Source organism: Prevotella melaninogenica (genome assembly GCF_018128065.1).
In the GTDB taxonomy this organism is placed as follows: domain Bacteria; phylum Bacteroidota; class Bacteroidia; order Bacteroidales; family Bacteroidaceae; genus Prevotella.
Map to the genome: position 1 here is coordinate 842,015 of NZ_CP072360.1, position 23,624 is coordinate 865,638.

Annotated in this window: 19 protein-coding genes; 3 read left to right on the forward strand and 16 right to left on the reverse strand. The window is 40.2% G+C overall.

The window, feature by feature from the left end:
• Nucleotides 1-194: 194 nt before the first annotated feature.
• The gene (locus J5A56_RS09220) at nt 195-2,483 is read right to left on the reverse strand and encodes a GH92 family glycosyl hydrolase (protein WP_255326128.1); all 2,289 of its coding nucleotides are present in this window, start codon (nt 2,481-2,483) and stop codon (nt 195-197) included.
• Between the two features lie 156 nt (nt 2,484-2,639).
• Nucleotides 2,640-3,614, reverse strand: coding sequence for a glycoside hydrolase family 130 protein (locus tag J5A56_RS09225; protein WP_021671911.1), 975 nt, complete (start codon nt 3,612-3,614; stop codon nt 2,640-2,642).
• A 153-nt stretch (nt 3,615-3,767) separates the two neighbouring features.
• Between J5A56_RS09225 and J5A56_RS09230 the strand changes: the two genes are divergently transcribed.
• Nucleotides 3,768-3,947 carry a hypothetical protein gene (locus tag J5A56_RS09230; RefSeq protein ID WP_021671912.1) on the forward strand — a complete coding sequence of 60 codons (180 nt, stop codon included), beginning with the start codon at nt 3,768-3,770 and terminating at the stop codon, nt 3,945-3,947.
• Nucleotides 3,948-4,082: 135 nt separating this feature from the next.
• On the opposite strand, the gene J5A56_RS09235 is transcribed toward J5A56_RS09230, so the two are convergent.
• The 4 genes from J5A56_RS09235 to J5A56_RS09250 all read right to left on the reverse strand — a co-directional run bounded on the left by J5A56_RS09235 (nt 4,083) and on the right by J5A56_RS09250 (nt 10,448).
• On the reverse strand, nt 4,083-4,868 hold the full coding sequence (locus J5A56_RS09235) for a thiamine diphosphokinase (RefSeq protein ID WP_021671913.1): 786 nt from the start codon (nt 4,866-4,868) through the stop codon (nt 4,083-4,085).
• A 221-nt stretch (nt 4,869-5,089) separates the two neighbouring features.
• On the reverse strand, nt 5,090-5,689 hold the full coding sequence (gene pnuC / locus J5A56_RS09240) for a nicotinamide riboside transporter PnuC (protein ID WP_021671914.1): 600 nt from the start codon (nt 5,687-5,689) through the stop codon (nt 5,090-5,092).
• A 290-nt stretch (nt 5,690-5,979) separates the two neighbouring features.
• On the reverse strand, nt 5,980-8,364 hold the full coding sequence (locus J5A56_RS09245; RefSeq protein WP_021671915.1) for a TonB-dependent receptor: 2,385 nt from the start codon (nt 8,362-8,364) through the stop codon (nt 5,980-5,982).
• Nucleotides 8,365-9,341: 977 nt separating this feature from the next.
• A complete protein-coding gene (locus tag J5A56_RS09250; protein ID WP_036919878.1) occupies nt 9,342-10,448 on the reverse strand; it encodes an MraY family glycosyltransferase in 1,107 nt (368 codons plus the stop codon).
• 308 nt (nt 10,449-10,756) lie between these two features.
• On the opposite strand from J5A56_RS09250, the gene J5A56_RS09255 reads away from it, so the two are divergent.
• Nucleotides 10,757-11,515: a glycosyltransferase family 2 protein gene (locus J5A56_RS09255; RefSeq protein WP_021671917.1), complete on the forward strand. Its 759-nt coding sequence runs from the start codon at nt 10,757-10,759 to the stop codon at nt 11,513-11,515.
• Nucleotides 11,516-11,720: 205 nt separating this feature from the next.
• Here the strand turns inward: J5A56_RS09255 and J5A56_RS13520 are convergent, their stop codons facing one another.
• The 10 genes from J5A56_RS13520 to J5A56_RS09295 all read right to left on the reverse strand — a co-directional run bounded on the left by J5A56_RS13520 (nt 11,721) and on the right by J5A56_RS09295 (nt 22,080).
• Complete coding sequence (locus J5A56_RS13520; protein ID WP_249112171.1) at nt 11,721-12,020, reverse strand: hypothetical protein; 300 nt, start codon at nt 12,018-12,020, stop codon at nt 11,721-11,723.
• Between the two features lie 134 nt (nt 12,021-12,154).
• Nucleotides 12,155-12,781: a hypothetical protein gene (locus J5A56_RS13525; RefSeq protein ID WP_249112172.1), complete on the reverse strand. Its 627-nt coding sequence runs from the start codon at nt 12,779-12,781 to the stop codon at nt 12,155-12,157.
• An 11-nt stretch (nt 12,782-12,792) separates the two neighbouring features.
• Entirely contained in the window at nt 12,793-13,950 is a 1,158-nt protein-coding gene (gene wecB / locus J5A56_RS09265; RefSeq protein ID WP_021671919.1) for a non-hydrolyzing UDP-N-acetylglucosamine 2-epimerase, read from the reverse strand.
• Nucleotides 13,947-15,092, reverse strand: coding sequence for a glycosyltransferase WbsX family protein (locus J5A56_RS09270; protein ID WP_021671920.1), 1,146 nt, complete (start codon nt 15,090-15,092; stop codon nt 13,947-13,949). The genes wecB and J5A56_RS09270 overlap by 4 nt, the downstream gene beginning before the upstream one ends.
• A gap of 5 nt (nt 15,093-15,097) precedes the next feature.
• Entirely contained in the window at nt 15,098-16,153 is a 1,056-nt protein-coding gene (locus tag J5A56_RS09275) for an EpsG family protein (protein ID WP_021671921.1), read from the reverse strand.
• On the reverse strand, nt 16,153-17,706 hold the full coding sequence (locus tag J5A56_RS09280) for an oligosaccharide flippase family protein (RefSeq protein ID WP_021671922.1): 1,554 nt from the start codon (nt 17,704-17,706) through the stop codon (nt 16,153-16,155). The genes J5A56_RS09275 and J5A56_RS09280 overlap by 1 nt, the downstream gene beginning before the upstream one ends.
• Nucleotides 17,706-17,981, reverse strand: a complete 276-nt coding sequence (locus J5A56_RS13530) for a hypothetical protein (protein ID WP_249112173.1) — start codon at nt 17,979-17,981, stop codon at nt 17,706-17,708. Before J5A56_RS13530 ends, J5A56_RS09280 begins: the two co-directional genes overlap by 1 nt.
• Complete coding sequence (locus J5A56_RS09285) at nt 17,966-18,748, reverse strand: hypothetical protein (protein ID WP_249112174.1); 783 nt, start codon at nt 18,746-18,748, stop codon at nt 17,966-17,968. Before J5A56_RS09285 ends, J5A56_RS13530 begins: the two co-directional genes overlap by 16 nt.
• Nucleotides 18,749-18,817: 69 nt before the next feature.
• Nucleotides 18,818-21,451, reverse strand: coding sequence for an SLBB domain-containing protein (locus J5A56_RS09290; RefSeq protein WP_021671924.1), 2,634 nt, complete (start codon nt 21,449-21,451; stop codon nt 18,818-18,820).
• An 8-nt stretch (nt 21,452-21,459) separates the two neighbouring features.
• Nucleotides 21,460-22,080: a sugar transferase gene (locus tag J5A56_RS09295; protein WP_036919882.1), complete on the reverse strand. Its 621-nt coding sequence runs from the start codon at nt 22,078-22,080 to the stop codon at nt 21,460-21,462.
• Between the two features lie 150 nt (nt 22,081-22,230).
• On the opposite strand from J5A56_RS09295, the gene dinB reads away from it, so the two are divergent.
• Nucleotides 22,231-23,334, forward strand: a complete 1,104-nt coding sequence (dinB, locus tag J5A56_RS09300) for a DNA polymerase IV (protein WP_021671926.1) — start codon at nt 22,231-22,233, stop codon at nt 23,332-23,334.
• Nucleotides 23,335-23,624: the final 290 nt, after the last annotated feature.

The window sequence follows — 23,624 nt, forward strand, 5'->3', positions numbered from 1 at the left end:
TGCCTTTCAAATTGCCATCTTCTTGTTTCGTGTTAAGCCTCCGCACCAAATGTGCTAAGTATCCGCACAACTCGTGCTAAGCCTCCGAACAGTAACAGAAAACGGCAAACAATGTCTGTTATTGTCATTATATATAATGTAATAAGAAGCGAATTGCTTACAGATGTGTGAAATGCTTATCCGACAGCACTATATTATTTCAGATAGAACTTCAATGAACCACCCTTCAACAGCTCGTCATTCGTGATGCGATAGCGGTTCAATGGCTTACCACCTAACTCCATCTTCTTGATAATAACAGCCTCATCATTTGGACGAACAGTCTCAATCACGAGGTTATCTCTGCCCCACTGTGCCTTATCCAAACGGATTGTCACCTTGTCAAAGACTGGTGAGGTGAGCGTGTAAGATGGGTCGCCCGGACAGTCAGGATAGAATCCTATCATATTAAAGATTGCCCATGCCGACATGGTTCCAGTGTCGTCATTGCCCGGGATTCCCTCTGGTGCATTCTTGAAGTACTCCTTCAAGAGTCTGCGGGTCTGCACCTGTGTACGCCACTCGTCGCCCTTGAAATAAGAGAAGAGGTGAGGGTAAGCAATATCAGGCTCGTTTGCTGGGTCATAATAACCCTTATCAAACACACTCTGGAGCTTGTTTACAAAGTTTTTCTGTCCTCCCATGAGCTTTGCAAGCCCCATTACATCATGCGGAACGTAGAAAGTATAGTTCCAAGCATTACCTTCGTGGAAGCCCGGAGATGGTTCAAAGTTCTCGCCTTGTTTAGGATCGAAAGGCTTATAGAAGGTACCATCTGGCATTAATGGGCGCAACATACCATATTCCTTACTGAAGTAATGGCGATAACTCAAAGCACGATTGTGGAACAAACGAGCATCGTCTTTCTTACCCAAGGCCGTAGCCAAACGTGAAAGAGCATTGTCAGCAATGTAATATTCGAGTGCGTGAGAAACAGAGTTGTCGAACTGTTCGTGCAAGGCAACATATCCCTTCTCCATATATTCGTCGTTATCTGGGCGCAAAGGGTTCTCACTTCCCTTTGTCAGAGCCGACTTGCGGAAGGCTTCGTAAGCCTTGTTAATATCGTAACCACGCAGACCTTTCAACCAAGAGTCAACAATAACGGGAATAGCTGGGTCGCCTTCCATCGTGTAAGTCTCACGACTAAAGAGTTCCCACTTTGGCATCCAGCCATGCTCCTCGTACATTCCAATCATCGAACGAATCATATCACGCTGACGATTTGGATAAACCAACGTAAGCAACTGATGCACATTGCGATAGGTATCCCAGAGCGAGAAGACTGTATAACGATTGCCTTCCTTCACCGTGCGAATCTCATTGCTCTCCATAGCAGGGTACTGTCCGTTGACATCCTGCAAGATATTTGGATGGATAAGTGTATGATAAAGAGCGGTATAGAAGATGGTGCGCTCTGTCTTTGAGCCTCCCTCAACGAGGATGCGAGACAGGTCATCATTCCACTTCTTACGAGCCTCTGCGTGAATAGCATCGAAGTTCTTTCCACGCTGTTCAGCTTCAAGATTCTCACGAGCGTTTGCCATACTTACGAATGACACACCCATCTGTACCTCCACCTGCTCGTCAGCCTCAGTATCGAAGTTCATCCACACACCAATATCATCGCCTGAGAGTTCCTTGTGGTAAGTCTTATAGAGCTTATACTTGCCATTGTCAACATCCCACTCAGCCTCAACGCCTGTCATCGGGCGCTGCTTCTTCCAATAGCCAGCCTCTGTTGGTTTCTTGCTGACACGCATCACGAAGTAAATTGGGAATACTGCCTGTGGGTTATAACAGAATGTACCCTGCAGTTTCATACCCTCATACTCTGTGTCGCTCACCTTCTTCACCATTGCACCGGTCTCATTTGTCAAACCCTCACCGAGGTTTAACAAGATATGACTTTCTCCTTTCGGGAATGTGAAACGTGCAACAGAACTGCGAGGAGTGGCTGTTACCTCTGTCTTCACATTATACTTTACCAAGTGATTAGAATAATAACCGGGATGAGCAACCTCCTTGTCGTATGTACTACCGTACTCCTTATAATCAACGTTCAACTTTCCTGTCGTTGGCATAAGCAACAATGAGCCTACTTCTGGACAGCCCACACCACTCAGATTGACATGAGAATAGCCCGTGAAAAAGACGTTATGATACTCGTAAGGAGTTGACCACCAGTGTGCATCCTTATCAAATTTGTTCAAATCGGAACCCATTACGTTGAATGGCACAACTGACATCAATCCGTTAGGGCATACTGCTCCCGGATTAGTTGTACCAAAATTAGATGTTCCAATAAATGGATTGACAAGGTCGACAGGCTCTTCCCCACCCTTGTCAGCCGCCTTCAGCAAAAGAAAAGACAAGGAAAGGAGTAGTACTAATAGGAATTTATGATTCATTTGGGTGTTGGGTGATGGGTGATAGGTGGTGATGAATTGTTGGGTAGTGGGTGTTAGGTGTTAGGTGATAGGTGTTGATGAATTGTGATGAGGCTATCATTATTTACTTCTAAGCAATTCATTCCCACACAATATTCAACACCTATCACCTAACAATTCATCAACACCCAACACCCAACACTTAACACCTTATAAAATGCTATTGTTCTTTGTGAACTCTACGATGTCCTTAATATAGCCAAACGCCATACCAACGACTGTATCAGCTGCACCATAGTAAACTGCTACGCGCTCGCCATCCTGCAAAGCAGCACATGGGAAGACAACGTTTGGCACGTCACCCTGCAACTCGTAAGGTGCATTTGGTGCAAGAAGATATGGACGGGTACGATAGAGTACCTTCTCTGGATTGTCCTTATCAAGGATAGCTGCACCCATTGAATAACGGAAACCATTACAAGTAGTGATTACACCATGATAGAAGAGCAACCAACCCTCGTCTGTCAAGAAAGGAACTGAACCAGCACCAATCTTTGTACACTGCCATGCACTCTCTGGGAAAGGAGTAACCTTCATCACACAACGATGCTCGCCCCAATACTTCATATCTGGGCTGAAGCTGATGTAGATGTCACCGAAAGGAGTATGACCATTGTCGCTTGGACGGCTCAACATCGCATATTTTCCGTTAATCTTCTCTGGGAAGAGCACACCATTACGGTTGAATGGAAGGAAAGCATTCTCACACTGATAGAACTTCTTGAAGTCGAAGGTGTAAGCAATACCGATGGTTGGTCCGTGATAACCGTTGCACCAAGTAATCCAATAACGGTCCTCAATCCATGTAACACGTGGGTCATACTTGTACTCTGACTCTATCATTTCAGTGTTACCAGCCTCAAACTTGATAGGCTCGTGATTGATTTCCCAGTTGATACCATCCTTACTGAAACCAGCAAAGATGTTCATCTGTACCGCCTTGTTGTCACAACGGAATACTCCAGCGAAGCCGTCCTCAAAAGGAACAACAGCACTATTGAAGATACTGTTTGATGTTGGAATATGATAACGATCAATGATTGGGTTCTTTGAATAACGCCACATCACATCCTTGCATCCTTCTGGACGTTCTTCCCAAGGCAGAATATCTTTTAAACTTTTCATTGTAAATATAGTTTTATGCTTTTAGTTTTATAAGCTTGTTAATTGTACACATTATATATACAAGCAAAGTTAGTCTTTTACTTCAATAAAGGAAAGGTTTTTATTATTCGTTAAAAAGGAAAAACACTTCTTAACAAGTAACGTCCCGAATAGATGATTGATGTAGCTACGATAACCGTATCGTTTACAAAGGTAGTCCCAACGACTATTGTAGCTGTTGACAATTCTCCAGTTGCTTATTATACTTTGGGTGGTGTTAAGATTGAAAAGCCTATAGCAAGTGTTTTTGCGAAGCGTCAGGTCAGTAAGCCTTTAAAGGTCGTTGTGAAGTAAACTCCTTTGTTTGTAGTCTTTGGAAAAGAAGTCTCTTAGTATAGCAAAACTTCTTACATTCATTTATATAGAAAGCCATATCAACGAACCTTTGCGGCTGAAGATATGGCATTATTGATTTGTAGAAAAAGGTTCTTATATTTTATGGGTGCGATAGATGAGGTAATCACCATCCGCATGGATGGTAAATTCATTTGATAGAGCTTCGTTCAGTGTTCCCTGCCATAGCTCGTTGAAAGGGTAGATATCCCATTTCAGTCCGATGCTGTTCAACTCTTTGCAGGTTGTATTGAAGATGCTGACTTGCTGTCCAGGGAAGGAATCAAAGCGAGTTGTGCCCGATGCTACGACAAAGTAACCATAGTCGGTAATCATCACAGGGTCGATGCCTAACTGCCGATGGTAGTAGAGCATAAGCGAGATGTTCCCCAGTGTGTGGTCCTCACGTTTGCCCGTTGCTCCGAGGTAACAGAAGCGGGGTCGCATATGTGTCGATGCATCCATCTTCAGATGTGAGCGAGCAAAGAGAGTAGCCTTAGTGAGATCGTTAAACTCTTGTTCAGAGATAGGGTGATAGATGTGTGCATAGCGTTGTTTTAGCGTATCAGAGAGTGAGTCACCATCCCCCACGACTGCCGTTGGTTCTATTTCATATTCAAGTAGGTTCTCCAAAGCACCATCACATACAATCAAATTCTTCGCAGTTCGTAAAACACGAAGGGGTATGACATGGGTTGGAAAGTCACCTGCAGCAAGGATGACGACACTAAAGCCTCCCCCAACCCCTCCGAAAGGAGGGGAGTGCCTAATCGAAGAGACCTCCCCTAACCCCTCCGAAGGAGGGGAAAGCCTAACGGGGTGCTCGTTGGGAATGTGTTGATGTTGTCCGTTCTTATTATTCTCTTTATAATTGATAATCATTTATCTTGCTATTCTTATTCTATTTATCTTGCTATTCTTATTCTATTCTTTCTCTCTTTCGAGATACTTTATATGGTATTATTCCTTTCGATAACTTCTTCTTCAGCCTATGAATATATTTGAAGAACCCTGAAGGAACCTTTATCCCGTTAGGCATCCCCCTCTTTCGGAGGGGTTAGGGGAGGTCTTCATTTCGATATATACCCTTCCCTTCTAATGGGTTAGGGGAGATCTTCCCTATTTGTACTCCCCTCCTTTCGGAGGGGTTGGGGGAGGCTCCTTCTCCACTTAAAGTACCCTGCCACAGCAATAACAGCATAGAAAGCATATAATCCTGCGGTGAAAGGAATCTCCTTATATATATAAAGTCCTGCCAGTTCGATGTCAACGACAATCCATATCCACCATTGCTCAATGTATTTCTTTGCTAAAGCCCACAAGCCGATGAAGCTGAGTGCATTGCCAAAGCTGTCTAATACAGGTACGGTGGAGTTAGTGGCGTGGGTGAGGACTAAGTAGAGTACACTCCATAGACCGAGGAAGATAAGGACGGAAGGGAGTATCAACCGATGCGGATAGTGTGTGATTGGAATCTCTTTCTCGTCTTTCTTTCGTCCAAACTTCCAATACAAAAAACCATAGATAGCCGCTAATGTATAATATATCTGCATCCCGAAGTCAGCGTATAGTCCTGCTTCGTAATAGACAAACATATAGATGAGGGGCATGATAACACCTGTCAACCAAAGCCATATACTCGCTTTGTATTCTTGATAAATGTAAATTAGGCCAACGATGCAGCCCAGCATGTCTAATGTCATAATAAATATGAAAGAAAAGCGATCAATAACAAACCAATAACAAACTACCCACCAACTGGCCCCTCCCCCTTCCCCTCCCCCAAAGGGAGGGGCGTAAAATGTACCGTATGCTTGTAGATTGCTTGTAAAAAAGAGTCAACACTCAAGCAGGACAACTTGTTTACATGTAAACATGTCTACTTATAGACTCATGTTAATTACAAGGGGTATCTCGCTATCTACGCCCCTCCCTTCGGGGGAGGGGAAAGGGGAGGGGCCAGTTGGTAGTTTTTGTTGCTGTCTTGTTCTATTTAAAACTTCAACGTAACACTTCCCATCATATTAAACCCTGCCATCGGGATGAAACCAATCTGCGTATAACGGTTCTCGTTAGGGTGACCGTTATTATCGAGGATAGAGCTATACACCCATCCACTGGCTGCATAATGGCGGTTGAAAATGTTGTTGAGGTTCACACCGAAGACAGCTTCCTTCAGACCAGCGATGTGCTTCGTAGAACAGAGGGTGTAGCTAAGGTTGATATTCGTCTGTGAATAGCATGGTAACGAACGAGTCACGTTCTCTGTATTATCCAGATACTGACGACTGACGAAGTTAGTATGCCATACAGCCTCAAAGCCTTTGTAATGAAGATTGAGCATACCATTGAGGATGGCTGATGGTGAGAAAGCCAAAGTAGAGTGGTTGTAATGAATCTTACGGAATGAAGACTCCCAATCAACACTTGCCATCTCGTCAAAGTCCTTGATAATATTACGGCTTAAGGCAGCGTTACCCTCAACGGTCAACCATGACAGTGGGCTCCATCCAGCCTCAATCTCAGCACCCATACGATAGCTGCTCTTGATGTTTGTGGTAAGATTCTCACCGATATCACTCTGCGCACCCGTCTGTACAAACTGGTTGTTATAGTCCATATAATAGAGGTTCACCCCTGCTCTCCAGTTGCGACCATCGTATTGATAGCCCATTTCGATATCCATCATACGCTCTGGCGATGGTGCAGGATAACTACCGTTATTGGTGAAGTTATTACGTTCTGGCTCACGACTGGCATGCGCAATAGATGCGTAAGCCTTGTGACCACCACGATAATAGCTGATTCCCGCTTTCGGATTGACGAAGTCATAACGCTCGCTGATGTCTAAGAGCTGGTTCTGATAGCCACTTCCGACCTTATAGAAACGGTCGTTCTGACCATCGGTCATATATTCCACATGACGAATCTGCAGGTCCATAAACACGTTCCAATAGTCTGCAAAGTTGTATTTTGCCTTGAAGAATCCACTGTAATCATACTTATGTGCCTTAGAGTCATAATACTTATAATCATTGCCACCAGCGCGATACTTCGCATCTGCCTCCTCATTCTTTATATAAGTAAGGTAGCCGAAATGACTGCCACGGAACTGCTGCAGGTTCAGTCCGCCCGTTACGTCCCAGTTCTCGTCCTTGTAATTGCTGGTGTAAACGATGCCGTAGGTGTGTTGTGACAAACCTTTCAGGCGTACAAAGTCAGACTTCTTGATAAACTTACCATTGCTGTCAGTGAACGCCAAGCCGAATTTAGCAAACTTTGCATTATGCTTGAATTCGCTATAATAGCCGTAACCGTAGGTGTAATGCAGGGTTACGTTATGGCTCCAGTGTGTGGAAGGATGGAAAGAAAACGACAGAAGGTTATGATTCTGATAGAAGTTATCTGTCGTCTTATTCCAGAACGAACCGTCACGCATCGTGTAACGAGCTGTCTGATAGTTGCCATTAGCATCCTTAACGAAGGCGCCGTTAGCATCGGTCTGCAAGTATTCGTAGAGTTGATTGAACTTACCTAACCCTCTCTCATACATATCCTTATAAGTTGTGATACCCGTCTTCGCACCGTAGGTACCATCCATCAAACTCAGGTCATTGCTACCCGTGACGACACCATTCCATGCCTGTCCGGTCTTCTCGAAGTTACCGATATTCTTATAACTGATGCGGAAGTTATCCGCCAACCAAGTCAATCCACCATAGTATGATCCCGAACGTCCACTTGTGCCGTGGATATATCCGTCTGTTGCCGTCTCGTGATAGGCTCCGTCAAAGACAAGATGGTTAAAAAGCAGACCCGTAGAGAACTTCATGCCAGCGTTATAAGTATTGTATGAGCCATACGAACCACTTACTTCCACACTCGGCTCTCTGTCAGGTGTACTCGTTGCCAATGACACAGAACCACCGAAAGCACCGTCGCCATTGGTTGATGTCCCGATACCACGTTGTATCTGTACACTACCCATGAGTGATGCGTATGAGTTCATGTTCGCCCAGAAAACCGTCTGATCTTCAGGTGAATTGAGCGAAACTCCGTCTAAGGTGATATTGATTCTACTACCAGCAGCACCACGGATGCGCATTGCTGCCGTACCCGTTCCGAGTCCGTTCTCGCCCCAAGCCAATACCCCTGGAGTCTGTGCGAGGAGGAATGGCATCTCACGTCCACTCTTAGAAAAAACATCAAGTTCTTTCTTTTTAATATTAGACACGGCGTAAGGTGCACTCTTCGGCACACGAACACCCGCCACAACGACCTCGTCAAGCTGTTGTTGTTTCAGCGTGTCAGACGCTGTTTGTGCCTTTGCCACAGTAACACAAGTCAATGCAGCAGTAAACAGGATAACTCTTTTCATATCCCAGATTGATGATTTAAGATAAATAAAAAGGGGGTATCTTCCTACGACGGCATTATCCGTATCAGGTCAATGGGTATAATCTCAGCAAGCCCAAACAGGCAAGCACCCCTTAGCTTCCATTCTGAAAACCGATGCAAAGTAATACTTTCTTATCAAATAGCCAAAAGTAATCCGAATAAATAAACTTCCCCACTTTTGGTATTGTTCGCTTTCGAACATATTCTACTAACCAAACATGGCTTAAAAGCGTTAGTTTAATATGGTATCAAAGATTGTTAATCTGATTTGTGAGAATTCTGGCTCTATAACGAATCGTGTGGGTTGTTTGACCCGATTAGAATAATATCTGTTGTATTCATAGAAAGAAGTTATTTGTTCAGTTTAGTTTTAGCGTTTTACTCTTTAGCCAACGAAATAGGATGTTTTAAGGTCTTATTTCATACAATGTTCGTGAATGTTTATCATCATTTGCTGTGGTGCTGATACTCTGCACATGTTGTGCGAATGCTCAGCACATATGGTGCGGAGGGTTAACACCACATGTGCGGAGGGTTAAATTCACTATGATATCAAGGATGACAGGAGATGAATTGTGAGCAAAACGTTGTAATACTAAGAATAAACAGGAGGTGTGTAGAAGCTTGTTCAGCTCAAACTCCTTTATTCTTTGTAGATTAATTCGTCTTCTTCTGTTCAGCCATAAAGCCATTAAACATAGGAATGCTGGCAAGGGAAAACTATTTACCCACACGATTCGTTATAGAACCAGAATTCTCCTGTAAGCAATTTCATGACGGCTATCATCTTCCTGCGTCCATACTACTTCCTGCAAACTTAGCTATCGTTTCCAAGATATCAATCGTCAGATATTCTGCTAAGCCAGCCAATAGGCTTTCTGTCATTGAGGAAATACACACCCAGAAGACTTCTAAATTACAGATACTGACAACAAACCTTGAATGTTACCTTTCTTTTTATTCGACAAACGAAGGGACTCCCTTCTTTCTTATAAAGATGTCAAGTATATAGTGGAAGACAGTATAGATAATAATATCTATCGCAATAATCCACGTCACAACAAGATGATTGAAAAGTGAAAGATTGATAATAATAAAGATTATCGACAGTGTGATGATGCTTATCAATGCCTGATGTTGGGTCAGTCCTGCACGCATCAGCTTGTGGTGGATATGGTTCTTATCCGCTCGGAAAATTGGTTTGCGATGGAGGACTCGTACGATGATAACTCTAAAGACATCGAAAGTAGGCACGAGGAGTAAGGTCACGGAAAGGAGGGTTGCGCCCTTCTGGTAAGGCATGACTTGGGGGTTGTACATACAAAACTTTATCAGTAGCACGCCGAGGATGTAACCAAGTGTCAGACTACCAGAGTCGCCCATGAATATCTTTTGGTTCTTTTCCTGTTTTCCCCAGATGTTATGATAAAGGAAAGGAATCAATACACCCATCAATCCAGCAATAAGGATGCAGTAGACCCATATCTGTTCACGTTGGAAGATATAGAAAAGACCGCATAACGCAATGAGTGTAAGGCTTGCAGATAGTCCATCAATACCATCTATCAGATTGATAGCATTCATGATAAAGATCAATACGCCAATAGTTAACACTGTCCCTACGACCGATGAAATCTGATAAAAACCTAAGAAGCCATAGAGGTTATTGATATAGAGATAAGACATTGGTAGTAGACTCGCCACAATAATTTGCATGAGAAGTTTTATCCTTGCCCTCATACCGAAGATATCATCAATTACTCCCGTTATATAAATAACGGTGATACCCACACCAAAGAAGATGCTCCATGGGCTGACACCAATCTTGCTACCTTTGCTGGTATAGACCCATGCCAATAGCGCAACGACCGTAGCAATCAGCATACTGGGCATAAAAGAGACACCACCTAAACGCGGAATAGCATTCTTGTGTATTTTTCTGGCATCAGGTGTGTCGTATAATTTCCGCTTCTTGCAGAACGAGAGAATTTGTGGAATCATAATGAATCCACAAACAGCACTCATGGTAAATGCAAAAAGACTGATTAAAGTATATGTCGACATTTTGTTAAGTATTACCTCTTCTATAAACTCTTTTTTTGTAATTATATTGTATTATAGTGTTAGAATGTTTTAATTGTTGTTTTGTCTTTAGTCGAGACTTTTATCCTTCAGATTAGTCTTGTATGTCATTTTCTTTTTGTACTTTTGTTGGCAATTGAGCTTTATGTGTTTATATAGCACATCAGAAGTGTAAACAAATCGTTAAAGTAGGAAGTACTAATAATTAAATGGTCTCATTCAGTATTAATATTCATTTAAGAGAAGGCTTTTGATGAGGAACTGTGTAAACAAATCTAATATTTTATAGAATGAAAATATCTATTATTACAGCAACTTTTAATAGTGAGAAAACGCTTCAAGATACCTTAGATTCTGTCTTGCGACAGGATTATCGCAATATTGAACACATTATAATAGATGGTGGTTCGATGGACTCAACGGTAGATATTATACGAGCATACGCCTCAAAGACGACCTCTCATTCTGTGAAATGGGTATCTGAGAAAGATCATGGTATATATGATGCAATGAATAAAGGGATAGCAATGGCTACGGGAGACGTTATTGGAATCCTTAATTCTGATGATTATTTTACGTCTTACGATGTAGTTTCTAAGTTAGCAAAACCATTTGAAGATGAGACTTTAGAAGCTGTGTATGGCGACATACACTTTATTCATGACGGTGAGCCAGATAAGGTTACGCGCTATTATTCATCAAAAATCTTCTCCCCTTTTTGGGTTCGTTTTGGTTTTATGCCAGCCCATCCCTCATTGTATGTACGGCGTGAGGTCTATCAAAAAGTAGGTCCTTACAAGCTTGATTATAAGATAGGTGCCGACTTCGAGATAGTTGTTCGCATGTTTTGTGTCCATAAGATTAAGTCGAAATATCTTAATCTTGACTTTGTTACAATGCGCAATGGCGGTGCAAGTACGAATGGATTTCATAGCCACCGCTTACTTTTGCAGGAAGATACTCGTGCCTGTCGCGAGAATGGAATATATAGTAATCAATTCTTGATAGCGCTCAAATATCTCTATAAACTTTTTGAGTTTCGGATATAGCAGAAAGTACTATCTATCATGCTAAATATGATTATTTTGGTTCATTACGTATAGCATGTAAGTTTAAAAGTTGCTGTCATTTCTGTCATATACAATCATTCGCTAACACGATAAGAGTGAGAAGATTAGAACTATAGAAAGATGTGACAGCAAATTGTTTTAAACTTTTATCGGACGCTAATAATAGGAAATATAAAGAACAAGGTTATTTACAGAAGGTAAGGACTTTCTCCTCGAATATTTTATAGTCGGAAAGGAAAGTTTTTAATAGTTTCCTTCTATTTTTCTCATATTCCTCTTTGTCGAAAGTATTAAGATATTCCTTTATGTTCTCAGCTAAATTTGTTGTGTCATTTATTGCAAGCCCTAGTTTATAATTCTTAGTGTATTCTCCTTGAATGGTATTGGCGGTAGTAATCATTGGCTTTCTGAAGAAGATAGAATTATAAAAGCGGTTAGAAAGAGCTGTGTCGTGTGACAACTTACGTGGATAGAATATATTCATCAATGTACATTGCTGTATGATCGAAGGCTCGTCTTTTTTGGCGTAATAGCCAGAGAAAGTTACATTGTTATAGTTTTCTTGTATAGCGAATGCTTCTAATCTAGATGCATCATTACCTCTGCCAACAAACGAGATCAAGAAATCTTTTTATTTCCTAAAGAAGAGATAATAGCAGCGTTTTGCTCGTAGTCTCTAATACCACCTATTGTCAGAACATTAATGTGCTCATTGTGGATGGTGTCGGACAAGTTGTTTTCTTTTATGGCTTGCTCTAAAATGTTTATATCAAGATTATGACTTAACACGGAACTACACACATTAGGAAGACATTTTAGGAAACCTGGCGACGAAACTACATGTAGAGCTGATAAACTCATAAGTTTAGCATAAGTGCCTTTAAACTGCTGCTCAATAGATAAGTCACGATAATCTAGAATGAATCTATTTCTGTAATACTTTCTTAAAAATGACTTTAAAAAGATTCCAATCTGTGGACCAAAGACTATAAGTTTGTCGTAATGTTCCTTTTTTATTTTTTTGATTAGGAAGCGTGAGTAGTTCCAGTAATATAACAGTTTTACCACCTTGTTAGCCTTGTCGTCTATCTTGTGGGCATATCTGTAGGTGGCTTCTTCCTTAAGGTCTCGCTTATCAGCATATATAATGTCGTATTGAATGTTATTCTTTTCCAGTATGTCGGTATATATCTTGACATAAGGACAGAAATAGACGTTAGTTGGCAAGAGTAAACCAATTTTCATAAAGCTAGTTTTTATATACTTAATAGGATTTCAACAATTCTTTCACAGGCTTTTCCATCTCCATACGGATTAATGGCTTTTGCCATTTGTTGGTAATGAGTGCTGTCGGTAAGTAATTGTCTAACATTTTTAACAATTTTTTCTTTATCAGTCCCAACAAGAATAACGGTTCCTGCTTCAACAGCTTCAGGGCGTTCGGTAGTATCTCTCATTACTAAGACAGGTTTTTTAAGGCTGGGTGCCTCCTCTTGTATTCCTCCACTATCTGTTAAAACAATATCAGCTTTTTCCATCACATAGATGAAACTAAGATATTCTAATGGTTCTATAAAGAACATATTGGAGAAGTGAGACAAGTCATTACCCAAAACTTCATAAATAGATTTGCGCACATTAGGATTAAGGTGCATTGGGTATACAAAATCTACATTAGGGAATTGAGATGAAAGCTCTTGAATAGCTTGTGCAATATGTATAAATCCATTGCCAAGATTTTCGCGTCTATGGCCAGTTATTAGAACCATACGTCTGTTGCTTTGTAGTCTGTCAATATTGTAACCAAATGTTTTTATTTCTTCTTTCAGTTTTACATTTAACTGCCTATCAGACTTTATTTTATTAACGACCCAATACAAACTATCAATTACAGTATTTCCTGTAATATGGATTGACTTTTCATCAACTCCTTCGTTAATCAAATTAACCGAACTTGTAGAAGTAGGGGAGAAGTTATAGTTTGAAATTCTCCCTATTAACTGACGATTGATTTCTTCAGGCCAAGGACTATATATATTATATGTGCGCAATCCTGCTTCAATATGTCCAACTGGTATTTGTTGATAATATGCAGCTAAAGCTGCAGCCATAGAAGTGGTGGTATCTCCATGGACTAACACAATATCTGGTTGTGTTTCATTCAAAATATCTCGTAACCCCAATAATACCTTACTTGTAATATCATATAAGTCTTGACCTTTTCTCATGATATTTAAATCATAATCAGGTTTTATTTTAAAGATAGACAAAACCTGATCAAGCATTTCACGATGTTGGCCAGTAACACAAACTATTGTCTTAACTTTATCTCGATGTTTATTCAATTCAAGGATAAGTGGTGCCATTTTTATAGCTTCTGGGCGAGTTCCAAAAGTCAAAAGTATTTTCTTCATAATAAGTTCTCTTTTATAGCATCTAAATAAGCGTGTCCAAATTTCAGATTAGGTTCTACATAATTTCCTTCTCCCCATTCGTTCCACGATTTTAAAAACAGGATCTTGTGATCTTGTGGTTTGGAATCCACAATGCTTAATGCTTGTTTTATATGTTTCTTAAAGTTCTCTGGTGTTGAGTTAATATATATCCCTTCGCTATTTCCTGCACGTGGGGTTCTGTCCCAACCAGGGATAATCATGGGATATACATTATCCCATTTATCCTCAGGAGCGAAGAAGTTGCTTACAACTTTTGAATAATCTAATTTGAGTGATGGTAAGAATGAAAGTTTTTTGTGTAAAACCTGTTTAGCTATACGCATAGTTTTACCCTGATAGAACATTTCTCCTCTTGATTTACCATAAGAGTTGATACCATCAAATCCTAAAGAAAGGATATTATTATATACTTCCTTGCTATTCTTTAAATTAGGAATGACTCGAGTTAAAGTCCCATCAGCATTACGCTTAATCGTTGACGTATTAGCTATTTGTGCAATAAAATAGACTCCAGGGAGTCCACATTCTTTTGCCAACTTTCTCCATATTACCATAAAGATGCTTACATCTTTAAAGTGATAAGGATCATATATTACGAAAACTGGTTTCCCATCTATTGTAATATATCTATTGTCTTTAAAGGCAGGAAGTACATAATTAAAATGTTCAGTGTAATCTTGTTCTCCACCATATTCCATTGGAGCAATTACCTTATTCTTTCCATCCTTCTGCCAGGTTTTCGTTGTCCATTCATGGTTTGCCCAACAAAGACAGAACGGAAAGTCAGGTTTACCTGATTGTAACACCTCCTGAAATGGGCGCTGAAGTAATAATTTACTGTTTCCCAGCCAATAGTGATAATAACAAAAACCTTCGATGCCGCATTCTTTAGCCATCGTAGCTTGCTGCTCTCTCACTTCAGGTAAACGCAAATCGTAGAACCCAAGATCAGCTGGGATATGCGGTTGATAATGTCCTCTAAATTGTGGCTTTGCCTTTGCGACATTTGTCCATTCCGTAAATCCTTTTCCCCATGCCTCATCATTTTCAGGAATAGGATGAAACTGTGGTAAATAATATGCGATGACTCTTGCTTTCATTATAATTATATCTTTACTAAATTTTTTAATCCTATGTGAGGTAGACCAAATGCATAGAAACTTATGCAAATTATTGTGATAATAATTAGTCCTGCCCAGCGTGGCTTTATTGTATAGTAAAGTGAACCTATCATATATATGTTTACTATATAGTAAAGTTCACTTAAGCGTAGTGATAAAACAGGTAGAAATCCCAGTGCTGGGTAAATAACTAATCCTGTCGCATAAACCTTTAGTAGGAGTGGTGAATATTTGATCTTTTGTGTAATCGTTTCGTGAAATATGAGTAAGAAATAAAATATGATGACATTTAATAAATATACGGGATTGAATAATTCCATTTCAACAATAGCAATTCCTTTTTCTGTCGCTTCTTGATATATAGATAGTTTGTCTCCAATAAGTGGTATGTCAAGGTTGAATAAAACGGACATGCCTGTAAAATAGATGAGATAACCTATAGGAACAGACATATATAAAATAAATTGTACTTTCTTATTTAGAGGTCTATTACCAAGGAGGAGTGTTGGGAGAAGTGCTATGGCGGATATATGGAATACAGCTCCTAAAAGAATGCAAAGTGTTGCTTTTTTCTTTTTTCGTTCTGCTGTATATAAAACTGAAATAAGAAAAAATCCAGAAGCTACTCCAGCTCTAATTTGTGTAAGTTCATGAAGTTCATAGAAATAACACATATAAATAGCAAACATTAGTATATAATGATTGGAATATTTCTTAAAAGCAATCATCTTTAATGATACTCCCATCATCGCATATACTAAGAATATAGCATGTGGCGAATCTGTTATATTATTCAATAATGTTGCGATTAAAGTAAATGAATATTCTATATGGTCTGCAACATTAGAATTAGAAGGATTCTGATATAGTATTGCATAATTAAGTGAGTCTGGATCTATACCAATCTCACGAAAAGCAGCTATAAGAATCAACATTACTCCTAAAAAAATAAATATAGGGAGTTGTGCACGCTTCATATATTTTTCTATAAAACATGCAAATAATGTAGATGTAAAGATTACTGCAAGTATAGCTCCCATTATCGTTGCCTGATGATATATTTATTTATAAACTGTCGTTCTTCGTGTGAAGAGTTAATGAAATATGCTAATAGCATTGTTAGCGTTATTGATGTGATACAGACAATAGGAAGTCTTAATATTACATTATGTATATGTAAATGAAAACTTGAGATGCAAGCGTAAGTTACAGAAAAAGTTAAGACAGCTGGAAGAAAATCCTTTAGAACGTAATTAGATAAATTGAATTCTTTATAAATACTTTTTAAAACTATTAAACGTGCAATATGTGCTATAAAACATATCCCAATCATTATGTAAAATAAGTATGTAGCAGGAAATCCCATATTAAATAATACCCATGAGAGAGGAAGGCATAATATGGTCAAAGACTCTACAATTATAGAGTAAAGTCTTACTTTTCCTGTCGCCTGGATAATAATGGTAATAGGATTATGTATAGTGAAAATGATTTCATAAATGATATATAGTTGTGTGAATATTACCATATCCTCCGTTATATCACCTAACCATAAACTTAAGATTGACTTTGTTTCTAATAACAATGGAACCGTAATACAAATAAGTAAATTTAGTAAGATCCTATTGTTAATAGAAAAAAGCTTCTCTAAATAGTTGTAATTCTCTCCTGAGTAAGCTTTTATCATTGCAGGACGAAAGGCAAAAACAATACTATTACTGAGTGTACTTAGCGCATTGAACACTTGATTCCCAATGTTAAAGGCTGCATTAATGATAGGACCGAAGAATATATTTAGTAAGATAGTACTTCCTTGTGTCATACAAACTCCTGCAACAGACCCATAAAATGTCCAACCAGAGAAAGAAATTAATTCCTTCAATGTCTCTTTTGATGTAACTTTTATGTAGTTACATTCTTTATACTTATGTTTAGCAATGATAATATAAGCAATTAAATCAAACAGAGCTATAACAGCGAAACCTATTCCATAAAATATAAGATTGTTAATAGGGGTGTTCTTTATATTAACAGCGACTATAAGTTTGCATATACAATCCAGAATTGAAATCAAAGCATAAATCTCCATATCCTCATGCGCAAATACTGCTCCCATATAAGGAATCTGTAGAATGCTAAAGATAAATGATATAAGAGATAATATTAGTAACCATTGTGCAGCAGATTGTCTACTAGGAGGAATGTTTAATTGTGTGTTGACAAACCATGGACCTAAAGTGATAAATATAATGAGAAGTATAATTGATAAAATAATAACCAAGTTGAAACTTGTCGAGAAAATCTCTCTTAATCTTTCGTGTTGTCCTTTACCCATTGCGAATGAATAAAATCGTTGGGTTGAAAGCGCTAATACACTACTAACACATGTGCTTGCAGTTACAATACCTGCGACTGCGTTTAAGACACCATAGTCAACAACTCCTAATCCATTTAACACGCAGCGTACCGTATAGAGACTGACCACTGTCATAAACAACATTCGTAGAAATAATACGAATGTGTTAGAAGTTATGGTCGTTACTCCATTCTTTTCGTTCTTAACTGTATTTTTGTTACTAAAAAAAGAAAACATTATTCGGCAAACATTAAATCACGTATTGCGTAAATTGTAACAACAAGGAACGCAACGAAAAATGACCCTAATACAAACAGTACTCTCTTAGGTCCTGATGGTTTAACAGGCACCTCTGCACCCTGGATAGTCGTGAAAACTGGGGTATGCTCTTGTAGTTTAGCGTCAGCAGCTTTTAGTTGTGCTACGAGGGTAGTATAGGTGTTATATTTCAGTTGCATGTCGTTCTCTAAATCATTTTGTTTTAGTCTTACGCTTTCTAATACAACATCCATATCTGCATCACTAATCTTTCCATATTCCTTACGAACCTTTTCGTAGTCTTTTTTGCTTGGTTTACAAGGCTTTGATAATGTTCGACATCGTTTCTTAACTTCTTTGTTCTGTATTCGATAATGTACTTCTGTAGTTGAGCTCTAGTAGCATCAGCAAGTATCTTAGCTACCATTGGATCTTGGTCTATAGTAGCAATAGTTATAATACCAGTTTTTTTGTCAGTGTTGATTTTAATATTGTTTCTCATTCCCTCGACAAGAGCTTTATCAGTTTTAGATAGCTGATAAGGATCAAATTTCTCTGGAACAGAATTAACAGTGTCCTTATGTGCTAATTGCTTAGTTAACCATACTTGACATTTCTCCCACCAAGTTGTTTTCGTGTGATATTTAAGATAATTATAATAGTCAGTATGAATTTTCTTATCAATGGTCTCTACGTTCACTTTGAAAAGTGTTGTAGCAAAGCCATTATCTTTCATGAGGTCTGGGTAGAGTAAAGGGGATATAGCATCTGTATTTTTCCCTGTCGGTAAATCAAATCCAAAAGATGACGCAATATCTCCAAGGGCATCAGCGTCCATACCAGAAGTTACTTCTGGCGCCATAGCTGTTTCACTTGTGTAAGTTCTTGGTACACACAAAATAATGTATGATGACAGTATAATTACGATTGGTAATATTATATAGTATAGCTTTTTATGCTCTCCTATCCTCTTCAATACTAATCGTAAATCGATTTGCTTTATAGTTTCTTCTTTTTCCATACCCTCGTTATGCTATACTTTTTTGCTTTGTGTGATGGGTTTATCTATTTAAACCTAATAATTATTTTCCTACTTCAGCAAACTTGCAATCGTTGCAATGACGGCTGCGATGCTGGCAGCACTTGAACCGACGCTGAGGGTTTCAGCAAGGCTCATCTTGCTCTGTATCTTTGTTGGAACGATAATCTCACAACCTGGACGAACCTTAGCATTGTGGCCTACCTTTGCTAACATGCCGTTCATGTAGAGAATATAGGTGTTGCTCTTCTTCGCATCACTGGCGAAACCACCTGCTTGATCGATATAGTAAGCAACGTTCTTGCCTTCAACATAGCCAACAGAGTTAGGGAACATAACCGCACCATTAATCTTAACGGTCCCATTGTATTGTGGAATGACGATGCGATCGCCCTCACGAAGAACGATGTCGGCATCACTTCCTGGATTAGCTATTGCCTTATCTAACTCGATGCCAACAGGATAGGTGTCAGGTATCTGGAATTTTTCCTGTTGTTTCTTGTCACTCTCCTGTATCGCTTGCAGCACACCAGCATCCTTTGTTTTCACAGCTAAGTTAATCATATTCTTACGTTGCTGCTCCTGCTGCATCTTTAACGCATTCTCCATGCGTAGACGTTCGCTGGGCGTTGGGCGACGCTCTAATCGTGCGCCTTTGATATAGCCGAGTTCTGTTGCGCCACCTGCAGCTTTATAGATGTCGCTCAGACGCATCTTTCTTGAAGTCAACGTATAGTTTCCTGCAAACACCACCTCACCATCAATACTAACATTCTGTTGGTTAGTACTACCAGGACTCTTGCGTACATATACCTCATCGTAAGGTTCAAGTACGAAGCCTGGTGCACCATCGATAACAAAGCCGTCACGTAGTGAGAACGAATAGGTGCGGGCGATGATAGAGTCTGGCATAAGGGCTTGTGGGTTTGTGACACGACGTGACACATCCACTCTCACTGTAGAAGCACTCTGCTTCAGACCTCCAGCCTGCAGAATGAAGTCTTCCAACGACTCATTGTCAGCGTACTGATAGATGCCTGGATAGAGTACCTCACCATGAATGGTTATCGTTCGTTGTTCCTGTGCATCTGTACGTGTAGGGATGAAGAGTACATCTTCGTTTTGTATAGGGATGTCAGCCACACGACCCGTAAGGATTCCATCCACATCTACCGAGATAACCTCCAATGTGCGGTCAGCCTTCTTGCGGTGTAAAACGGCGTGTGGAGCAAATGCCACCTCTGTCAATCCGTCAGCTGCTTCAATCAATCCACGTACACTGTTGATGCGTCCACCCACTTCATACATACCCGGACGGAACACGGCTCCCTTGATTTCAACCATGTTTTCGTATCTTGGGATAACCGAGTCAACACTGATAGAGTCTTCATCAGCAACACGGAAGTTGCGCATGTCAAACTCATTAACATTGAAGATAGAATACTGGCGACCTGTCTTTCTGCGTACACGTACTGAACGTGTGTAGGCATCACCAGCAAATCCACCCGCATAACCGATGAGTGTGCCAAGGCTTTCGCCACGTTTCATCTCATAGAACATTGGGCGTTTCACCTTACCACTCACCTGAGCGAGCATCTCGTAAGGACCAACAACGATAACGTCGTTATCAGCCAATCGCACATTGCCACTTAGATGACCGCGACGAAGGAAGTCGTATACGTCAACCGTACTGATGAGCGTTCCGCCTCTATATACCTTGATATTGCGTAGCGTTCCTAAGTCACCAATACCGCCAGCCATGTACAATGCGTTGAAAACAGTGGCAAAAGCCGACAGTGTGTAGGTTCCTGGGGTCTTTACTTCACCCACAACATTCACCATGATGGTATGGGTCTGACCAACAGAGAGGCGTATGTTCGAACTGCTATATCGTTTGCCAATCTTCTCTCGGATGCGATTATTAGCCTGCCCCACCGTTAAACCGCTCACCTGAACAGGACCGAAGCCCTCTAAGGTTATGTAACCATCAGGTGCAACCGTTGTCTGATAAGATTTCTGTGAGGCACCATATATATCAATAAATACAGCATCACCAGGACCAATGCGATAGTTCCGTGGCAGTGCCATGTTCATGTTGGGTTCAAAAGAAAGACTCTTATTGTTGAAGATGTCACGACCCCAAACCTTTTTTCGGTTACGACTTAACTGCTTCAATAAGTTCTCATACAGTATTACGGTATCTTGCGGCATCCACTCATTCATTTCTGTCTGCATCTTCAGGTACTCACCATCGTTCTCATCGTATGTGTTTGTCCACGAACGATTAGGTGAGATACGTCCTTCTGAATATCTGCTTACCTCCTGCTCATTGGCATTATAATCATCGAGTGTTGCATCGGCAATCTGTCTTTTGCTCTTTCCTGGGACAGCATTAGGGTTTGTCTGCCCATTGTTTGTACGACTACGATCCATCGTTGCGCCGTCTTTGGCTGCGCCAAAAGCAGCATTTCCTTTCTGCATTTTCTCGTATATATTTCTCACACGGCGTATCTGCGAGATGTCTACACCGCTCTGCATGAGCTTGGTGACAATCTGTGCCTGTGGAGTTCCTTTCTTATGTTCCTTTTGCACGAAGTCCATTACCTGTGTATCGGTCATTGACGACTGTGCAAAACCACTCAATGAGCATAATGCGAGTAATACAAATAGAATATATTTCTTCATTTTCTTATTTAGAATTTCTTTCCAATAACAATTTTCAGAACCGTCTTAATGATGATTGTAAAGTCAAGCCACAATGTGCGATGTTCCAGATAGTGAATGTCCATTTCCATTCGTCGGAGCATCTTCTCCATAGTGTCGGTATAACCATTATAGAGTGTTGCCTCTGATGTAAGTCCTGGTCGCATCTCGTAAATGAGCTGGTAGCGGTCGGTCCGTTCCATAATTTTATCAATAAAGAACTTACGCTCAGGACGCGGACCCACGAAGGACATGTCACCTCGCAGCACATTCCATAGTTGTGGGAGTTCGTCTAAGTGATGCCCACGCAGGAACTGTTCCAATCGAGTAGAGTTAGAATTGTCACATTTTGCAACAAGTTGCGGTCCCTCTTCCTCCACAACACTACTCATCGTACGAAACTTAAAGATTGCAAACGGACGTCCTTTATATCCGATACGTATCTGTCGGAAGAAGATCGGACCATTGCTTTGATAAGTAATTAGAATACCAATGAGGAGAAAAAGCGGAAAGCAGATAATCAGTCCTACGAGTGCTGCAGCAAAGTCAAAAGCCCGCTTCACACAGCGTTGAAGCTTCCCCATGGCATCATGACTCTCGATTTCTCTCATTTTGTTATTCGTACTTTGATTCTCTATCGTTATTATAACTCTATTTTTATTATTTTGTTGCAAAGGTACGCTTTTTTATTTATTTATTTGTTAGAAATACTTATCTTTCCTCTCTTCGTCGTATCTTTGCATAGATAACGAGACACTATCATGCGTAAAATCATTCACATTGATATGGATGCTTTCTTTGCATCGGTTGAACAAAGGGATAATCCTGAACTCCGTGGAAAGCCTATTGCAGTAGGTTTCGACGGACCACGTGGCGTTGTGTCTACTGCCAGTTACGAAGCACGTGTCCATGGCGTGCGTTCGGCTATGTCAATGGCGCAGGCAAAACGTCGCTGTTCACAGCTGATTGTTGTCCCCTGCCATTTCGATAGATACAAAGATGTATCACAACAGATACATGCCGTTTTCCATGAATATACTGATTTGGTTGAACCCATCTCACTTGATGAAGCTTTTCTTGACGTGACTGATAACAAAAAAGGTATTGATCTTGCCGTTGAGATTGCTAAGCAAATTAAGCGGAAGATCTTCGAGCGTACCTCGCTAACTGCCTCTGCAGGAGTTAGCTACAACAAGCTCTTAGCGAAGATATCCTCTGACATGCGCAAGCCGAATGGAATCTTCACGGTACATCCTGATCGTGCACTTGATTTTATTGGACAGCTTCCTGTGGAAAAGCTGTGGGGCGTTGGTCCAAAGACGGCTGAACGAATGCATAAAATGGGACTGTTCACAGGAGAACAACTGCGACAGATATCGCGTGAACACCTAATACAAGTATTCGGTAAGATGGGGAATGTTTACTATGATTTCTCACGTGGTATTGACAATCGTCCCGTCATCGTTGCGTATGAACGTAAGTCAGTGGGTTGCGAACGTACGTTCCTTGAGGATTTACACATAGAGTCAAAGATTATCATCGAACTCTATCATATCACCCTGGAATTAGTTGAACGATTGGAGAAGAAGGATTTCAGAGGTCGAACGCTTACTCTCAAACTAAAGTGGGATGCCACAACGCAGATTACACGCAGTCTTACACAGGAGAAAATCCTCCGAACGAAAGAAGATATCCTACCCCTTGCTAAGCAGTTGTTGAGGGAAACGAATTTCCATGATCGTCCAATCCGCCTAATGGGGCTATCGGTTTCTTCGCCTGATAACCCAGAAGAAGATGAAGAAAGAAAAACCACGTGGATAGAGGGTTTGCTACCTTTTAAAGAAGATGATTATTTTAGGATTTAATGCTGAAGCATTTAATGTCAAGGTTAAGGCTTTCAGAATTCAGTGGGAAAAAGTGGGGAAATAGGTACACAAAAAGCTAATTATAAAAAAGTTCTTCCAAACTTTGAAATGATAAGTACTTCCAAAATAAGAGAAATACTATTACATATAATAAAAGAATTGTTTTATTCCAGTTTGCTGTCATTTTTAACATTTCGTATATCTCATTGTAATATAACAAGTTAAGCATTTACCACAAATGATAGAAGTGACAGGAAACTAAGTTTATGGATAACTCTAAAAAAAATACT

Bases quoted from the DNA above. Each gene is read 5' to 3' on its own strand.
- J5A56_RS09230 (WP_021671912.1), top strand. From the start codon at position 3,768: ATGATTGATGTAGCTACGATAACCGTATCGTTTACAAAGGTAGTCCCA.
- J5A56_RS13520 (WP_249112171.1), bottom strand. From the start codon at position 12,020: ATGAATATATTCTATCCACGTAAGTTGTCACACGACACAGCTCTTTCT.
- J5A56_RS09270 (WP_021671920.1), bottom strand. From the start codon at position 15,092: ATGAAAGCAAGAGTCATCGCATATTATTTACCACAGTTTCATCCTATT.
- J5A56_RS09295 (WP_036919882.1), bottom strand. From the start codon at position 22,080: ATGAGAGAAATCGAGAGTCATGATGCCATGGGGAAGCTTCAACGCTGT.
- J5A56_RS13525 (WP_249112172.1), bottom strand. From the start codon at position 12,781: ATGAAAATTGGTTTACTCTTGCCAACTAACGTCTATTTCTGTCCTTAT.
- J5A56_RS09290 (WP_021671924.1), bottom strand. From the start codon at position 21,451: ATGAAGAAATATATTCTATTTGTATTACTCGCATTATGCTCATTGAGT.
- J5A56_RS09225 (WP_021671911.1), bottom strand. From the start codon at position 3,614: ATGAAAAGTTTAAAAGATATTCTGCCTTGGGAAGAACGTCCAGAAGGA.
- pnuC (WP_021671914.1), bottom strand. From the start codon at position 5,689: ATGACATTAGACATGCTGGGCTGCATCGTTGGCCTAATTTACATTTAT.
- J5A56_RS09245 (WP_021671915.1), bottom strand. From the start codon at position 8,364: ATGAAAAGAGTTATCCTGTTTACTGCTGCATTGACTTGTGTTACTGTG.
- J5A56_RS09255 (WP_021671917.1), top strand. From the start codon at position 10,757: ATGAAAATATCTATTATTACAGCAACTTTTAATAGTGAGAAAACGCTT.
- J5A56_RS09235 (WP_021671913.1), bottom strand. From the start codon at position 4,868: ATGATTATCAATTATAAAGAGAATAATAAGAACGGACAACATCAACAC.
- wecB (WP_021671919.1), bottom strand. From the start codon at position 13,950: ATGAAGAAAATACTTTTGACTTTTGGAACTCGCCCAGAAGCTATAAAA.
- J5A56_RS09285 (WP_249112174.1), bottom strand. From the start codon at position 18,748: ATGGAAAAAGAAGAAACTATAAAGCAAATCGATTTACGATTAGTATTG.
- J5A56_RS09280 (WP_021671922.1), bottom strand. From the start codon at position 17,706: ATGTTTTCTTTTTTTAGTAACAAAAATACAGTTAAGAACGAAAAGAAT.
- dinB (WP_021671926.1), top strand. From the start codon at position 22,231: ATGCGTAAAATCATTCACATTGATATGGATGCTTTCTTTGCATCGGTT.
- J5A56_RS09250 (WP_036919878.1), bottom strand. From the start codon at position 10,448: ATGTCGACATATACTTTAATCAGTCTTTTTGCATTTACCATGAGTGCT.
- J5A56_RS09275 (WP_021671921.1), bottom strand. From the start codon at position 16,153: ATGGGAGCTATACTTGCAGTAATCTTTACATCTACATTATTTGCATGT.
- J5A56_RS13530 (WP_249112173.1), bottom strand. From the start codon at position 17,981: ATGGATGTTGTATTAGAAAGCGTAAGACTAAAACAAAATGATTTAGAG.